Annotated in this window: 27 protein-coding genes; all 27 read right to left on the bottom strand. The window is 56.4% G+C overall.

Going from position 1 to position 13,124, the window contains the following annotated elements:
• Positions 1 to 10: 10 nt before the first annotated feature.
• Positions 11 to 406 (bottom strand): 30S ribosomal protein S11, encoded by a 396-nt coding sequence (gene rpsK / locus C2134_RS03490; protein ID WP_011137709.1) that lies wholly within the window; start codon positions 404 to 406, stop codon positions 11 to 13.
• 18 nt (positions 407 to 424) lie between these two features.
• Complete coding sequence (gene rpsM / locus C2134_RS03485) at positions 425 to 787, bottom strand: 30S ribosomal protein S13 (protein WP_043627102.1); 363 nt, start codon at positions 785 to 787, stop codon at positions 425 to 427.
• 70 nt (positions 788 to 857) lie between these two features.
• Positions 858 to 971, bottom strand: coding sequence for a 50S ribosomal protein L36 (rpmJ, locus tag C2134_RS03480; RefSeq protein WP_011137711.1), 114 nt, complete (start codon positions 969 to 971; stop codon positions 858 to 860).
• A 36-nt stretch (positions 972 to 1,007) separates the two neighbouring features.
• Positions 1,008 to 1,226: a translation initiation factor IF-1 gene (gene infA, locus C2134_RS03475; protein ID WP_031296780.1), complete on the bottom strand. Its 219-nt coding sequence runs from the start codon at positions 1,224 to 1,226 to the stop codon at positions 1,008 to 1,010.
• A gap of 23 nt (positions 1,227 to 1,249) precedes the next feature.
• On the bottom strand, positions 1,250 to 2,569 hold the full coding sequence (gene secY / locus C2134_RS03470; protein ID WP_043627105.1) for a preprotein translocase subunit SecY: 1,320 nt from the start codon (positions 2,567 to 2,569) through the stop codon (positions 1,250 to 1,252).
• An 11-nt stretch (positions 2,570 to 2,580) separates the two neighbouring features.
• A complete protein-coding gene (gene rplO, locus C2134_RS03465; protein WP_043627107.1) occupies positions 2,581 to 3,012 on the bottom strand; it encodes a 50S ribosomal protein L15 in 432 nt (143 codons plus the stop codon).
• Between the two features lie 3 nt (positions 3,013 to 3,015).
• Positions 3,016 to 3,201: a 50S ribosomal protein L30 gene (gene rpmD, locus C2134_RS03460; RefSeq protein ID WP_043627110.1), complete on the bottom strand. Its 186-nt coding sequence runs from the start codon at positions 3,199 to 3,201 to the stop codon at positions 3,016 to 3,018.
• Positions 3,194 to 3,712: a 30S ribosomal protein S5 gene (gene rpsE, locus C2134_RS03455; RefSeq protein WP_071109264.1), complete on the bottom strand. Its 519-nt coding sequence runs from the start codon at positions 3,710 to 3,712 to the stop codon at positions 3,194 to 3,196. The genes rpmD and rpsE overlap by 8 nt, the downstream gene beginning before the upstream one ends.
• Before the next feature lie 13 nt (positions 3,713 to 3,725).
• Positions 3,726 to 4,079 (bottom strand): 50S ribosomal protein L18, encoded by a 354-nt coding sequence (gene rplR, locus C2134_RS03450; RefSeq protein WP_043627115.1) that lies wholly within the window; start codon positions 4,077 to 4,079, stop codon positions 3,726 to 3,728.
• Positions 4,080 to 4,092: 13 nt separating this feature from the next.
• Positions 4,093 to 4,626: a 50S ribosomal protein L6 gene (gene rplF, locus C2134_RS03445; RefSeq protein ID WP_103317550.1), complete on the bottom strand. Its 534-nt coding sequence runs from the start codon at positions 4,624 to 4,626 to the stop codon at positions 4,093 to 4,095.
• A 9-nt stretch (positions 4,627 to 4,635) separates the two neighbouring features.
• Entirely contained in the window at positions 4,636 to 5,031 is a 396-nt protein-coding gene (gene rpsH, locus C2134_RS03440) for a 30S ribosomal protein S8 (RefSeq protein WP_043627120.1), read from the bottom strand.
• A 15-nt stretch (positions 5,032 to 5,046) separates the two neighbouring features.
• Positions 5,047 to 5,352, bottom strand: coding sequence for a 30S ribosomal protein S14 (gene rpsN / locus C2134_RS03435; protein ID WP_043627122.1), 306 nt, complete (start codon positions 5,350 to 5,352; stop codon positions 5,047 to 5,049).
• A gap of 4 nt (positions 5,353 to 5,356) precedes the next feature.
• Complete coding sequence (rplE, locus tag C2134_RS03430) at positions 5,357 to 5,896, bottom strand: 50S ribosomal protein L5 (protein ID WP_043627125.1); 540 nt, start codon at positions 5,894 to 5,896, stop codon at positions 5,357 to 5,359.
• Between the two features lie 9 nt (positions 5,897 to 5,905).
• Positions 5,906 to 6,220, bottom strand: coding sequence for a 50S ribosomal protein L24 (gene rplX / locus C2134_RS03425; protein WP_011137722.1), 315 nt, complete (start codon positions 6,218 to 6,220; stop codon positions 5,906 to 5,908).
• A gap of 9 nt (positions 6,221 to 6,229) precedes the next feature.
• Positions 6,230 to 6,598, bottom strand: a complete 369-nt coding sequence (gene rplN / locus C2134_RS03420) for a 50S ribosomal protein L14 (RefSeq protein WP_043579386.1) — start codon at positions 6,596 to 6,598, stop codon at positions 6,230 to 6,232.
• Positions 6,599 to 6,803: 205 nt separating this feature from the next.
• A complete protein-coding gene (gene rpsQ / locus C2134_RS03415; protein WP_043627127.1) occupies positions 6,804 to 7,067 on the bottom strand; it encodes a 30S ribosomal protein S17 in 264 nt (87 codons plus the stop codon).
• Between the two features lies 1 nt (position 7,068).
• A complete protein-coding gene (gene rpmC / locus C2134_RS03410; protein ID WP_043627129.1) occupies positions 7,069 to 7,257 on the bottom strand; it encodes a 50S ribosomal protein L29 in 189 nt (62 codons plus the stop codon).
• The gene (gene rplP / locus C2134_RS03405; protein ID WP_043627131.1) at positions 7,257 to 7,673 is read right to left on the bottom strand and encodes a 50S ribosomal protein L16; all 417 of its coding nucleotides are present in this window, start codon (positions 7,671 to 7,673) and stop codon (positions 7,257 to 7,259) included. The genes rpmC and rplP overlap by 1 nt, the downstream gene beginning before the upstream one ends.
• Positions 7,657 to 8,358: a 30S ribosomal protein S3 gene (gene rpsC, locus C2134_RS03400; RefSeq protein ID WP_103317548.1), complete on the bottom strand. Its 702-nt coding sequence runs from the start codon at positions 8,356 to 8,358 to the stop codon at positions 7,657 to 7,659. Before rpsC ends, rplP begins: the two co-directional genes overlap by 17 nt.
• A gap of 10 nt (positions 8,359 to 8,368) precedes the next feature.
• Entirely contained in the window at positions 8,369 to 8,698 is a 330-nt protein-coding gene (gene rplV, locus C2134_RS03395) for a 50S ribosomal protein L22 (protein WP_043627133.1), read from the bottom strand.
• Positions 8,699 to 8,707: 9 nt separating this feature from the next.
• Complete coding sequence (rpsS, locus tag C2134_RS03390; protein WP_011137729.1) at positions 8,708 to 8,986, bottom strand: 30S ribosomal protein S19; 279 nt, start codon at positions 8,984 to 8,986, stop codon at positions 8,708 to 8,710.
• A gap of 6 nt (positions 8,987 to 8,992) precedes the next feature.
• The gene (gene rplB, locus C2134_RS03385; RefSeq protein ID WP_011137730.1) at positions 8,993 to 9,826 is read right to left on the bottom strand and encodes a 50S ribosomal protein L2; all 834 of its coding nucleotides are present in this window, start codon (positions 9,824 to 9,826) and stop codon (positions 8,993 to 8,995) included.
• 11 nt (positions 9,827 to 9,837) lie between these two features.
• Positions 9,838 to 10,146, bottom strand: coding sequence for a 50S ribosomal protein L23 (rplW, locus tag C2134_RS03380; RefSeq protein ID WP_019100830.1), 309 nt, complete (start codon positions 10,144 to 10,146; stop codon positions 9,838 to 9,840).
• The gene (gene rplD / locus C2134_RS03375) at positions 10,143 to 10,763 is read right to left on the bottom strand and encodes a 50S ribosomal protein L4 (RefSeq protein WP_071109263.1); all 621 of its coding nucleotides are present in this window, start codon (positions 10,761 to 10,763) and stop codon (positions 10,143 to 10,145) included. Before rplD ends, rplW begins: the two co-directional genes overlap by 4 nt.
• A complete protein-coding gene (rplC, locus tag C2134_RS03370) occupies positions 10,763 to 11,407 on the bottom strand; it encodes a 50S ribosomal protein L3 (protein WP_043627140.1) in 645 nt (214 codons plus the stop codon). Before rplC ends, rplD begins: the two co-directional genes overlap by 1 nt.
• A 158-nt stretch (positions 11,408 to 11,565) precedes the next feature.
• The gene (gene rpsJ, locus C2134_RS03365; RefSeq protein ID WP_011137734.1) at positions 11,566 to 11,877 is read right to left on the bottom strand and encodes a 30S ribosomal protein S10; all 312 of its coding nucleotides are present in this window, start codon (positions 11,875 to 11,877) and stop codon (positions 11,566 to 11,568) included.
• 18 nt (positions 11,878 to 11,895) lie between these two features.
• Entirely contained in the window at positions 11,896 to 13,086 is a 1,191-nt protein-coding gene (gene tuf / locus C2134_RS03360; RefSeq protein ID WP_103317546.1) for an elongation factor Tu, read from the bottom strand.
• Between the last annotated feature and the right edge of the window lie 38 nt (positions 13,087 to 13,124).

Below are 13,124 nucleotides of genomic sequence, written 5' to 3'. Positions count from 1 at the left end.
ACTCTCCGAATTAAATACGACGTTTTTTGGGCGGACGGCAACCGTTGTGCGGTACCGGCGTCACGTCGGAGATGCTGGTGATCTTGAAGCCCAGCGAGTTGAGTGCGCGAACAGCGGATTCACGACCCGGGCCCGGGCCTTTAATACGAACTTCGAGGTTCTTCACACCGTATTCTTGGGCAACTTTACCAGCGTGCTCTGCAGCTACCTGAGCGGCAAAGGGTGTACTCTTGCGCGAGCCCTTAAAACCAGCGCCGCCAGAGGTAGCCCAAGACAGTGCATTGCCTTGACGGTCGGTGATAGTGATGATGGTGTTGTTGAACGAAGCGTGCACGTGCACGATACCTTCGCTAACAGACTTGCGCACTTTTTTACGTACACGGACAGCTGTGTTTGCTTTAGCCATTCTCTGTGTTCCTTAAAATTACTTCTTGCCGGCGATCGCCTTACGCGGTCCCTTACGGGTACGCGCGTTAGTGCGAGTGCGCTGACCGCGGCACGGCAAGCCGCGACGATGGCGGAAGCCGCGATAGCAGCCCATGTCCATCAGACGCTTGATGCTCATGGTGATTTCGCGACGCAGGTCACCTTCAACGGTGAACTTAGCCACTTGATCACGCAGAGTTTCCATTTCAGCTTCAGTCAGATCCTTCACCTTGGTGGAGGGATTCACGCCAGCAGCAGCACAAATTTGCTGCGCGCGAGTCTGACCGATGCCGAAAATTGCCTGCAGGCCGATAACGGCATGCGCATGATTGGGGATATTTACCCCTGCAATACGGGCCATACTCTTTCCTTAAGCCTTAAGACCTTGAAAAGTTTGCGATTGTATCACGCAAATCCAGGTCTAACAAATGTTAGCCTTGCTTTTGCTTGTGACGCGGGTCCGTGCAGATCACGCGAACCACGCGATTGCGACGAATAATTTTGCAATTACGGCAAATCTTCTTTACAGAAGGCTGTACTCGCATGTTCAGATCCTTTCAAATCCTAAAAGAGCGAATGCGTTACTTCGCGCGGAACACAATTCGGGCGCGGGACAGATCGTATGGAGTCAACTCCACAGTCACCTTGTCACCTGGCAGGATGCGGATGTAGTGCATCCGCATCTTCCCAGAGATATGCCCGAGTACCACGTGTCCATTTTCGAGCTTGATCTTGAAAGTTGCGCTAGGCAAATTTTCCAAGATCTCGCCTTGCATCTGGATAGTGTCTTCCTTAGCCATATAACCCAGTGTGAACTCGTGTGTCAGCGGGTAAGGGCATTGCCTTTGAAGTTAGCCTTCTTCAGCAAGCTCTCGTATTGATGCGACAACACATAGGACTGCACCTGCGCCATGAAGTCCATCGTCACCACCACCATGATCAGCAGCGATGTACCGCCGAAGTAGAACGGTACGTTCCACTTCAGGATCAGGAATTCCGGCATCAGGCAGACCAGCGTGATGTAGATCGCACCGATCAGTGTCAGCCGCAGGATGATCTTCTCAATGTAACGAGAAGTCTGCTCACCTGGACGGATGCCCGGGATGAACGCCCCGCTCTTCTTCAGGTTGTCAGCCGTTTCCTTCGGGCTGAAAACCAGCGCCGTGTAGAAATAGCAGAAGAAGATGATCGCCGCCGCGTACAGCAGCACATAGATCGGCTGACCCGGATGCAGCTTGTCAGCCACGCCCTTCAACCAAGACATGTGCTCGCCCTGGCCAAACCAGCCGATAACGGTGGCAGGGAACAGGATGATGCTGGAGGCGAAGATCGGAGGAATCACCCCCGCCATGTTGAGCTTGAGCGGCAAATGCGTGCTCTGGCCCTGCATGACGCGGTTGCCCACCTGACGCTTGGCATAGTTCACCAGAACTTTGCGCTGGCCACGCTCGGCGTAGACCACCACGAAAGTCACCAGGATCACTGCGACAAACAGCAAGATGGCAAACGGAATGGGCAAAGAGCCCTGACTGGTCAGAGTCAGGGTTTTACCAATGGCAGCCGGAACACCTGAAGCGATACCCGCGCAGATGATCAACGAGATACCGTTGCCGATACCCCGCTCGGTGATCTGTTCACCCAACCACATCAAGAACATGGTACCGGTAACCAGACACACTACGGATGTCAGATAAAACTCCCACTGAGCAGTCATCACCAGGTTTGGCTGCTTGTACAACATCACCGCGATGCCGAAACTTTGGAAAGTCGCCAGCGCCACAGTGGCATAACGCGTGTACTGGGTTATCTTGCGACGTCCCGCATCGCCTTCCTTCTTCAGCTGTTTCAGCGTCGGAATCACTTCCGCCGCCAACTGCAGAATGATGGAAGCCGAGATATACGGCGTGATGCCCAAGGCAAACACGGTAAACCTCGAGAGGGCACCGCCCGAGAACATGTTGAACATGTCGAGCAGGCCCGTCTGCGATGTGTGGAACAACTTCGCTAGCTCGGCAGGATTGACGCCCGGAACCGGAATGTGGGCACCGATACGGAAAACGATCAGCGCGCCAATCAGGAACCAGATGCGACGTTTCAGATCACCAAACTTATTGGCATTTGCCACTAGAGAAGTATTCGCCACAGATAAATGCCTTATTCAATACTGCCGCCGGCAGCTTCGATGGCAGCGCGGGCACCGGCGGTAGCGCCGATACCACGCAGTTTCACTGCGCGCTCAATCTTGCCGGACAGAACCACTTTGGCCACCAGGGCTTGAGCGGATACCAGACCAGCTTGCTTGAGAGACAGCAGATCGATTTCGTTAACCGGCAGCAGGTTCAGTTCGGACAGGCGAACCTCAGCAACCTTGCGAGCGGTCAGCGACTTGAAGCCACGCTTCGGCAGGCGACGTTGCAGCGGCATTTGACCGCCTTCGAAGCCTACCTTGTGGAAACCACCGGCACGGCTCTTCTGACCCTTGTGGCCGCGGCCGCAAGTTTTGCCCAGGCCGCTGCCAATGCCACGGCCGACACGGCGCTTGGCATGCTTGGCGCCGACGCCCGGTTGTACGGTGTTCAGCAGCATCTCTTAGCCCTCGAATTTGAGCAGGTAGCTGATCTTGTTGATCATGCCACGGTTTTCAGGGGTATCGAGCACTTCAACGGTCTGGCGGATCTTGCGCAGACCCAGACCACGGGCGCAGGCCTTGTGAGACTCCAGGCGACCGATCAGGCTCTTTACCAGAGTGACCTTTACAGTCTTGGCGTTACTCATGACCCACCCCCAGGATGTCCTCGACGCTCAGGCCACGCTTGGCAGCGATTTGCGCCGGGGTGTTGATGTTGCTCAGGCCATTCAGGGTTGCACGCACCACGTTGTACGGGTTGGTGGAACCATGAATCTTGGCCGAAACATTGTGAACACCCATTGCATCAAAGATCGCGCGCATCGGGCCGCCAGCCTTCACGCCGGTACCTTCTTTGGCCGGCTGGATGAAGACGGTGGTGGCACCGTGCTTGCCGATAACGGTGTGTTGCAGCGTACCGTTCTTCAGCGGGATCTTAACCATGTTGTGGCGGGCTTGTTCCATTGCCTTTTGTACGGCAACCGGAACTTCCTTGGAACGGCCCTTACCCATGCCGATACCGCCGTCGCCATCACCAACCACGGTCAGGGCGGAGAAAGCCATGATACGGCCGCCCTTAACCACTTTGGTGACGCGGTTGACGCTGATCATTTTCTCGACCAGACCGTCGCCGCGATCTTCCATTTCGTGCTTAGCCATTCTTCACTCCGAATTAGAATACGAGGCCGTGTTCGCGAGCGGCGTCAGCCAGGGCCTTCATGCGACCGTGGTATTTGAAACCGGAGCGGTCGAAGGCCACGTTCACGATGCCAGCGGCTTTTGCCTTTTCGGCAATGCGCTTGCCGATCACGGCCGCAGCTGCCACGTTGCCGCCATTGGCGAGCTCAGCGCGGACTTCTGCTTCCAGCGAAGAAGCGCTGGCCAGTACCTTGCTGCCGGTCTCGTCAATGATCTGGGCATAAATGTGGCTATTGGTGCGATGCACAGAGAGGCGCACCATCTTGAGCTCCGCAATCCGTGCACGGGTTTTACGTGCGCGGCGGAGTCGAGCTTGTTTCTTGTCCATGTCAGTGCCTCAGTTACTTCTTCTTGGTTTCTTTCAGAACCACAACCTCGTCGGCATAACGAACGCCCTTGCCCTTGTAGGGCTCCGGCGAGCGGTAAGCGCGGATCTCGGCTGCGACCTGACCAACGAGCTGCTTGTTAGCGCCCTTGACCAGAATCTCGGTCTGAGTCGGAGTCTCAACCTTGATGCCTTCGGGCATCTTGTGAGCCACCGGGTGCGAGAAACCCAGAGACAGGTTCAGGGTATCGCCTTGGGCTTGGGCACGATAGCCCACGCCGACCAGCTGCAGCTTCTTCTCGAAGCCCTTCGATACGCCGTTCACCATGTTGTTCAGCAGGGCACGCAGGGTGCCGGACATGGCACGTGCGAACTTGCTGTCGTTCTTGGCAGCGAAAGTCAGCTGGTTGTTGTCCAGCTTCACTTCCACGTCGTTGCACAGAGCGGTGCTCAGGGAGCCCAAGGCGCCCTTAACAGTCACTTCTGCAGCGCCGAACTTCACTTCGACGCCGGCCGGGATGGCTACCGGATTCTTAGCTACGCGAGACATTTGACCCCCTTACGCCACGACGCAGAGCAGTTCGCCGCCGATACCGGCTGCGCGTGCCTTGCGATCGGTCATCACGCCCTTGGAGGTGGACAGAATCGCCACGCCCAGACCATTCATGACCTTCGGGATTTCGGTGGAGCCCTTGTACACGCGCAGGCCAGGACGGGATACGCGCTCGATGCGCTCGATCACCGGACGGCCAGCGTAGTACTTGAGCTGGATATCAAGAACAGGCTTCTTCTCTTCGCCGGCAACGGCGAAGTCTTCGATGTAGCCTTCTTCCTTCAGCACCTGCGCCAGCGCAACCTTCAGCTTCGAGCAAGGCATGGAAACCTTGACCTTGGAAGCGGTTTGGCCGTTGCGGATGCGGGTCAACATATCGGAAATAGGATCGTGCATGCTCATTCTATGTGTCTCCTATTACCAGCTGGCCTTCACAACACCCGGAATCTCGCCCTTCATGGCGATCTCACGCAGTTTGTTGCGACCCAGGCCGAATTTACGGAACACACCACGCGGACGACCGGTCACGGCGCAGCGACGACGCTGGCGAACCGGAGAAGCGTTGCGCGGCAGTTGCTGCAGTTGCAGGCGGGCGGCGAAACGCTCTTCTTCCGAGAGGTTCTGGTTGTTGATGGTGGCGATCAGGGCTTCACGCTTGGCAGCAAACTTATTGGCCAGCTTGACGCGCTTTTCTTCACGGTTAATCAGTGCAAGTCGTGCCATGTGCTTAACCCTTGAACGGGAACTTGAACGCGGCCAGCAGAGCGCGGGCCTCTTCGTCAGTCTTCGCCGTGGTGGTGATAGTGATGTTCATACCACGCAGAGCATCGATCTTGTCGTACTCGATTTCCGGGAAGATGATCTGTTCTTTAACGCCCATGTTGTAGTTGCCACGGCCATCAAAGGACTTGGCAGATACACCACGGAAGTCGCGAACGCGCGGCAAAGCGATGGTTACCAGGCGGTCCAAGAACTCGTACATGCGTTCGCGACGCAGAGTTACCTTGCAACCTACCGGGTAGTTGTCGCGAATCTTGAAGCCTGCGATGGACTTGCGAGCGGTGGTGACAACCGGCTTCTGGCCGGCGATCTTTTCCAGGTCGCCCACGGCGAATTCCATTACCTTCTTATCGGCAACGGCTTCGCCCACGCCCATGTTCACGGTGATCTTCTCGATACGCGGAACTTGCATGATCGACTTGTAGCCGAACTGTTTCATCAGTTCTGGCACTACGCTGTCTTTGTAGAAATCGTAGAGACGTGCCATGTTAGCTCCTTAGGCGCCGATAACTTCGCCGCTGGACTTGAACACGCGCACCTTGCGGCCGTCTTCAAGAACCTTGAAGCCTACGCGGTCAGCCTTTTGGCTTGCCGGATTGAAAATCGCGACGTTGGAAGCATCGATGGGCATGGTCTTCTCGACGATGCCGCCAGCTACGCCACGTACCGGGTTCGGCTTCTGGTGTTTCTTGGCGACATTCACGCCTTCAACTACCAGCTTGGTTTCCAGAACACGCAGGACGGTACCGCGCTTGCCTTTGTCTTTACCGGTGATTACTACGACTTCATCACCTTTACGAATTTTGCGCATGTGACCTCCTTACAGCACTTCAGGAGCCAGCGATACGATCTTCATGAAGCGTTCGGTACGCAGTTCACGCGTAACGGGCCCGAAGATACGTGTGCCGATCGGCTCAAGCTTGTTGTTGAGCAGTACGGCAGCATTGCTGTCAAACTTGATCAAAGAGCCATCCGGACGGCGCACGCCTTTGGCAGTGCGTACCACGACCGCGTTGTATACGTCGCCTTTTTTGACGCGACCACGCGGAGCGGCATCCTTGATGCTCACCTTGATGATGTCACCTACGCTAGCATAGCGACGCTTGGAGCCACCCAGCACCTTGATGCACATAACGTGACGCGCACCAGTGTTGTCAGCGACCTCAAGCATGGTCTGCATTTGGATCATTTGAGATTACCTTTCTAATCCAACTTTATCCGTCACTTTCCACTGCCGTTAGCTTGGGCGCGATGCCAGGCTCGAACAGCGGAAACGCCACAGATCATTCTGTGGCGTATCAAACGGCCAGTTTTGGACCCCGTAAGGGCGGAACTCCTGCACGAAGAGTGCAGGAGATGGCCATTATACAGAGGACCGAGGTCCTCTGCAAGCTTTATACCTGGCGAGATTTCTCAACCAGGCCAGTTACCACCCACGATTTGGTCTTCGAGAGCGGGCGGGACTCGCTGATTACTACGATGTCGCCAGCCTTGAACTCGTTGTTTTCGTCGTGTGCGTGGAACTTCTTGGAGCGACGGATGATCTTGCCGTAGATCGGGTGCTTTACTTTGCGCTCGACCAGTACGGTCACGGTCTTATCCATCTTGTCGCTGACCACAACGCCGGTCAGCGTACGTACCACTTTGGTTTCGCTCATCTTAAACTGCCTTTTCTTTCAGAACGGTACGAACACGAGCGATGTCGCGACGCACTTTCTTCAGTTCAGAGGTCTTGGCGAGTTGCTGAGTAGCGTGCTGCATGCGCAGCGCAAACTGGGCCTTCAGCAGGCTCAGCAGTTCCGCCTTCAGCTCTTCAACAGTTTTGGCTTTCAGTTCGGACGCTTTCATTACTGACCTACCTGTTTGGTTACGAACACAGTGGCGATCGGCAACTTAGCTGCGGCCAGACGGAAAGCTTCGCGAGCGAGTTCCTCGGATACGCCATCCATTTCGTACAGCATCTTGCCAGGCTGAATCTCAGCCACGTAGTACTCCGGAGAGCCCTTACCCCCGCCCATACGGACTTCGGCCGGCTTGGAGGTGATCGGTTTGTCCGGGAAGATACGGATCCAGATGCGGCCACCACGCTTGATGTGACGAGTCATCGCACGACGCGCAGCTTCGATCTGACGCGCGGTCAGACGACCACGACCAACAGCCTTCAGACCGAAATCACCAAAGCTCACCTTATTGCCACGAGTGGCGATACCGGTGTTACGGCCTTTGTGCTGTTTGCGGTACTTGAGTCTAGTTGGCTGCAGCATTGCGGGCACCCTTTCTCATTTTCTTCTCGGGAGCTGCCGGCGTAGCCACAACTTGGCCCGGCTTCAGCTCGCCTTTGTATACCCATACCTTGATGCCGATGATACCGTAGGTAGTCTTGGCTTCGGAGGTAGCGTAATCCACGTCAGCGCGCAGGGTATGCAGCGGAACGCGGCCTTCGCGGTACCATTCGCTACGCGCGATGTCGATACCGTTCAGACGACCGGACGACATGATCTTGATGCCTTCGGCACCCAGACGCATGGCGTTTTGCATGGCGCGCTTCATGGCGCGACGGAACATAACACGCTTTTCCAGCTGGGAAGCGATGCCGTCGGCGATGATTTGCGCGTCCAGTTCCGGCTTGCGAACTTCTTCGATGTTCACGTGAACCGGCACGCCCAGGCGCTTTTGCAGTTCTTGCTTCAGAACTTCAATGTCTTCGCCCTTCTTGCCAATCACCACGCCCGGACGGGCGCTGTGAATGGTGATGCGGGCGGACTTGGCCGGACGCTCGATGGTTACGCGGCCAACCGAAGCGTGACCCAGACGCTTCTTCAGGAATTCGCGAACTTCGATATCCTGCTTCAGCATTTCCGGGAAGTTCTGCGAAGACGCGAACCACTTGGAAGACCAGTTTTTGTTAACGGCAAGACGGAATCCCGTCGGATGAATCTTCTGACCCATTTCTTACCCCTTAATTGCCAACGGTCAACGAGATGTGGCAGGTCTGCTTTTCGATGCGATTGCCACGACCCTTAGCACGGGCAGTGAAACGCTTCAGACTAGCGCCCTTGTCAACAAAGATGCTGGTGACACGCAGGGTGTCGATGTCAGCGCCTTCGTTGTGTTCGGCGTTAGCGATTGCAGATTCCAGCACTTTCTTGATGATTACCGCGCCCTTCTTCGGGGAGAAGGCCAGGATATTCAGCGCCTGATCAACGGGCTTGCCGCGGACCAGATCGGCCACCAGACGACACTTTTGTGCCGACAGGCGAACACTTTTCAGATTTGCAGATACTCTCATCGCTTCACCTTACTTCTTCTTCGCCTTCTTATCGGCAGCATGGCCTTTGAAGGTGCGAGTCAGCGAGAATTCACCCAGTTTGTGGCCGACCATGTTTTCAGAAACATAGACGGGAACGTGAGTGCGACCGTTGTGTACAGCGATGGTCAAACCAATGAAGTCCGGCAGGATGGTCGAACGACGGGACCAGGTCTTGATCGGACGCTTGTCGCTGGTTGCCCGTACCGCATCCACCTTCTTCAGGAGATGCAGGTCAACGAACGGGCCTTTTTTCTGCGAACGTGCCATTGTCAATTACCCTTTGTTGGAATAGCGACGGCGTACGATCATGTTGTCGGTACGCTTGTTGCGACGGGTACGGAAGCCCTTAGCCGGAGTGCCCCATGGGCTCACCGGTACGCGGCCTTCGCCAGTGCGGCCTTCACCACCACCATGCGGGTGATCGATCGGGTTCATCGCCGTACCGCGAACGGTCGGACGGATGCCGCGCCAACGAGTAGCACCGGCCTTGCCCAGCTTGCGCAGGGAGTGCTCTTCGTTACCCACTTCGCCAACGGTCGCACGGCAATCGACGTGCACCAGGCGGATCTCGCCAGAGCGCAGACGCAGTTGAGCGTACACGCCTTCACGAGCCAGCAGCATTGCAGAAGCGCCAGCGGAGCGAACCATCTGAGCGCCCTTGCCGGGTTGCATTTCCACGCAGTGGATAGTGGTACCCACCGGGATGTTGCGGATCGGCAGAGCGTTACCGGCCTTGATCGGAGCCTCGGAACCGGACAGCAGAACCGCGCCAACCTTCACGCCACGCGGGGCGATGATGTAGCGGCGTTCGCCATCGGCGTAGCACAACAGAGCGATGTGGGCAGTGCGGTTCGGATCGTATTCGATGCGTTCCACTTTTGCCGGGATGCCATCCTTGTTGCGACGGAAGTCGATCAGACGGTAGTGCTTCTTGTGGCCACCACCGCGATGACGCGTGGTGATGTGACCATTGTGATTGCGACCACCGGTGGAGTTTTTCTTCTCAACCAGGGCAGCGTGCGGAGCACCCTTGTGCAGGTCAGGGTTTACCACCTTGACGACAGCACGGCGACCCGCGGAAGTCGGTTTTACCTTAACGATAGGCATGCTCTATCTCCTTACTCCGCCGCGGCCGGGGTAGCGGTCAGGTCGATTTCTTGACCTTCAACCAGGCTAACGTAGGCCTTTTTCCAGTCACTGCGACGACCGATGCTACGGCCGAAACGCTTAACCTTGCCCTTGACGTTCACAGTGGAAACGCCTTCAACTTTTACGTTGAACAGCATTTCAACAGCGGCCTTGATTTCCGGCTTGGTTGCGTCTTTAGCAACACGGAACGCCATTTGCTGGTTCTTCTCAGCAATCATGGTGCTCTTTTCGGAAACGATCGGAGCAAGGATTACTTGCAACAGACGTTCTTGGTTCATGCCCACTGCTCCTCCAGTTGCTTCACGGCGTCGCGGGTGATCACGGTCTTCTTGAAGCGCAGCAGGCTGTACGGGTCAGCTTGTTGAGCTTCGATAACCAGCACGTTCGGCAGGTTACGCGAAGACAGATACAGGTTTTCGTTCAGCTCGCCAGTGATGAACAGAGCTTGCTCCAGACCCATCGGCTGCACAGTGCCCACGAATTCCTTGGTCTTCGGGCTGGCTACATTCAGCTCGTCCACGATGATCAGACGCTCGTCACGCACCAGCTGCGACAGGATAGCTGCCATACCAGCACGGAACATCTTGCGGTTGATCTTCTGGGTGAAGTTCTCGTCCGGCTTGTTCGGGAAGGCGCGGCCACCACCACGACGGTTCGGGGTGGAAGTCATACCTGCACGAGCGTTACCAGTGCCCTTCTGACGGAACGGCTTCTTGGTCGAGTGCTTCACTTCGGCACGAGTCAGCTGGGCACGGTTGCCGCTACGGGCGTTCGCCAGGAACGCGGTAACAACTTGGTGTACCAGAGCTTCGTTGTAGTCGCGGCCGAACAGGGAGTCGGACACTTGCAGGCTACCAACAGCCTTGCCTTGGGTATTGATTACATTCAATTCCATCACGCACCCGCTTTCACGCTAGGACGCACGACTACGTCGCCGTTCTTGGCACCCGGGACTGCGCCCTTAACCAGGATCAGCTGACGCTCGGCGTCGATACGAACGATCTCGAGGCACTGAACCGTGCTCTTGACGTTACCGTACTGACCGGCCATGCGCTTGCCCGGGAATACACGACCCGGATCCTGAGCTTGACCAATGGAACCCGGCGTATTGTGCGAACGCGAGTTACCGTGGGAAGCACGGTTGGAAGAGAAGTTGTGACGCTTGATCACACCGGAGAAGCCCTTACCCTTGGAGGTACCGGTCACATCAACCAGTTGACCAACGGAGAAGGTTTCAACAGCGACAGCATCGCCCAGCTTCAGGTTGGAGACAGCTTCGGCGGACAGAGCGAACTCTACCAGAACCTCACCTGCTTCAACGCCAGCCTTGGCGAAGTGGCCGGCTGCAGCCTTGTTTACACGATTGGCCTTCTTGGAGCCAAAAGTGACCTGAACGGCATTGTAGCCGTCAGTTTCTGCAGTTTTGATTTGCGTGACGCGGTTAGCGGACATGTCCAGCACAGTTACCGGGATGGTTGCGCCATCTTCGGCAAAAATGCGGGTCATGCCGACTTTGCGACCGACAAGACCTAAACTCATGTTTATTTCCTTTTTCAGGCGCCGATTGCGATTGACCGGCATAAAAAACACGACATAAAAAACAAAAACGGACTCGCCTAAATGGCGAGTCCGCTAATGTATCACAGAAAATTCAAGAATCGCAAGCACTTAGCTTGCAAACCCTTGAACTTAAGCGATTACTGCAGCTTGATTTCCACATCCACACCGGCCGGCAGGTCGAGCTTCATCAGAGCATCAACAGTCTTGTCGGTCGGGTCTACGATGTCCATCAGACGCAGGTGAGTGCGGATTTCCAGCTGGTCGCGGGAAGTCTTGTTCACGTGCGGGGAGCGCAGAACGTTGAAACGCTCGATCTTGGTCGGCAGCGGAACCGGGCCCTTGACTACGGCGCCGGTACGCTTAGCGGTTTCAACGATTTCCTGAGCGGAACGATCGATCAGGTTGTAATCGAACGCCTTCAGGCGGATGCGGATCTTTTGGCTAGACATGAAAAATCTCCGCTTCCGTTACTTGAGGATCTTGGCAACCACGCCGGCGCCGACGGTACGGCCGCCTTCGCGGATAGCGAAGCGCAGACCTTCTTCCATGGCGATCGGTGCGATCAGTTCAACGGAGATTTCCACGTTGTCGCCCGGCATTACCATTTCCACGCCTTCAGCCAGCTTGATCGCGCCGGTCACGTCGGTCGTACGGAAGTAGAACTGCGGACGGTAGTTCGCGAAGAACGGGGTGTGACGGCCACCTTCGTCCTTGGACAGCACGTACACGGAAGCTTGGAACTCGGTGTGCGGGGTGATGGAACCCGGCTTGGCCAGAACCTGGCCGCGCTCAACGTCTTCACGCTTGGTGCCGCGCAGCAGCACGCCCACGTTGTCGCCAGCTTGACCTTGGTCCAGCAGCTTGCGGAACATTTCCACGCCGGTGCAGGTGGTCTTCACGGTAGCCTTCAGGCCCACGATTTCCAGTTCTTCACCAACCTTCACGATACCGCGCTCAACGCGACCGGTCACCACAGTGCCACGACCGGAGATCGAGAACACGTCTTCGATCGGCAGCAGGAACGGCTTGTCGATGGCGCGTTCCGGAGTCGGGATGTAGGAGTCCAGAGCAGCAGCCAGACGGAAGATGGACGGTTCGCCCATTTCGGATTGGTCGCCTTCCAGCGCCAGACGAGCGGAGCCGATCACGATCGGGGTGTCGTCGCCCGGGAAGTCGTAGGAAGACAGCAGATCGCGCACTTCCATTTCCACCAGTTCCAGCAGCTCAGCGTCGTCAACCAGGTCAGCCTTGTTCAGGTAAACGATGATGTACGGCACACCAACCTGACGGGACAGCAGGATGTGTTCGCGGGTTTGCGGCATCGGACCATCAGCGGCCGAGCAAACCAGGATCGCGCCGTCCATCTGGGCAGCACCGGTAATCATGTTCTTAACGTAGTCAGCGTGACCCGGGCAGTCTACGTGAGCGTAGTGGCGCGCTTCGGTTTCGTATTCAACGTGCGCGGTATTGATGGTAATACCACGAGCCTTCTCTTCCGGCGCGCTGTCGATCTGGGAGTAATCCTTAGCTTCGCCACCGAACTTCTTGGACAGAATGGTGGTGATAGCGGCGGTCAGGGTGGTCTTACCGTGGTCAACGTGACCGATGGTGCCGACGTTTACGTGCGGTTTGGTCCGCTCAAACTTTTCTTTTGCCATTTTGCAAAAATCCTTAATTAAAGAACATTAGATCGGGA

The organism is Chromobacterium sinusclupearum, assembly GCF_002902845.1.
Classification (GTDB): Bacteria; Pseudomonadota; Gammaproteobacteria; order Burkholderiales; family Chromobacteriaceae; genus Chromobacterium; species Chromobacterium sinusclupearum.
This window is presented reverse-complemented; position numbering and strand designations above follow the sequence as displayed.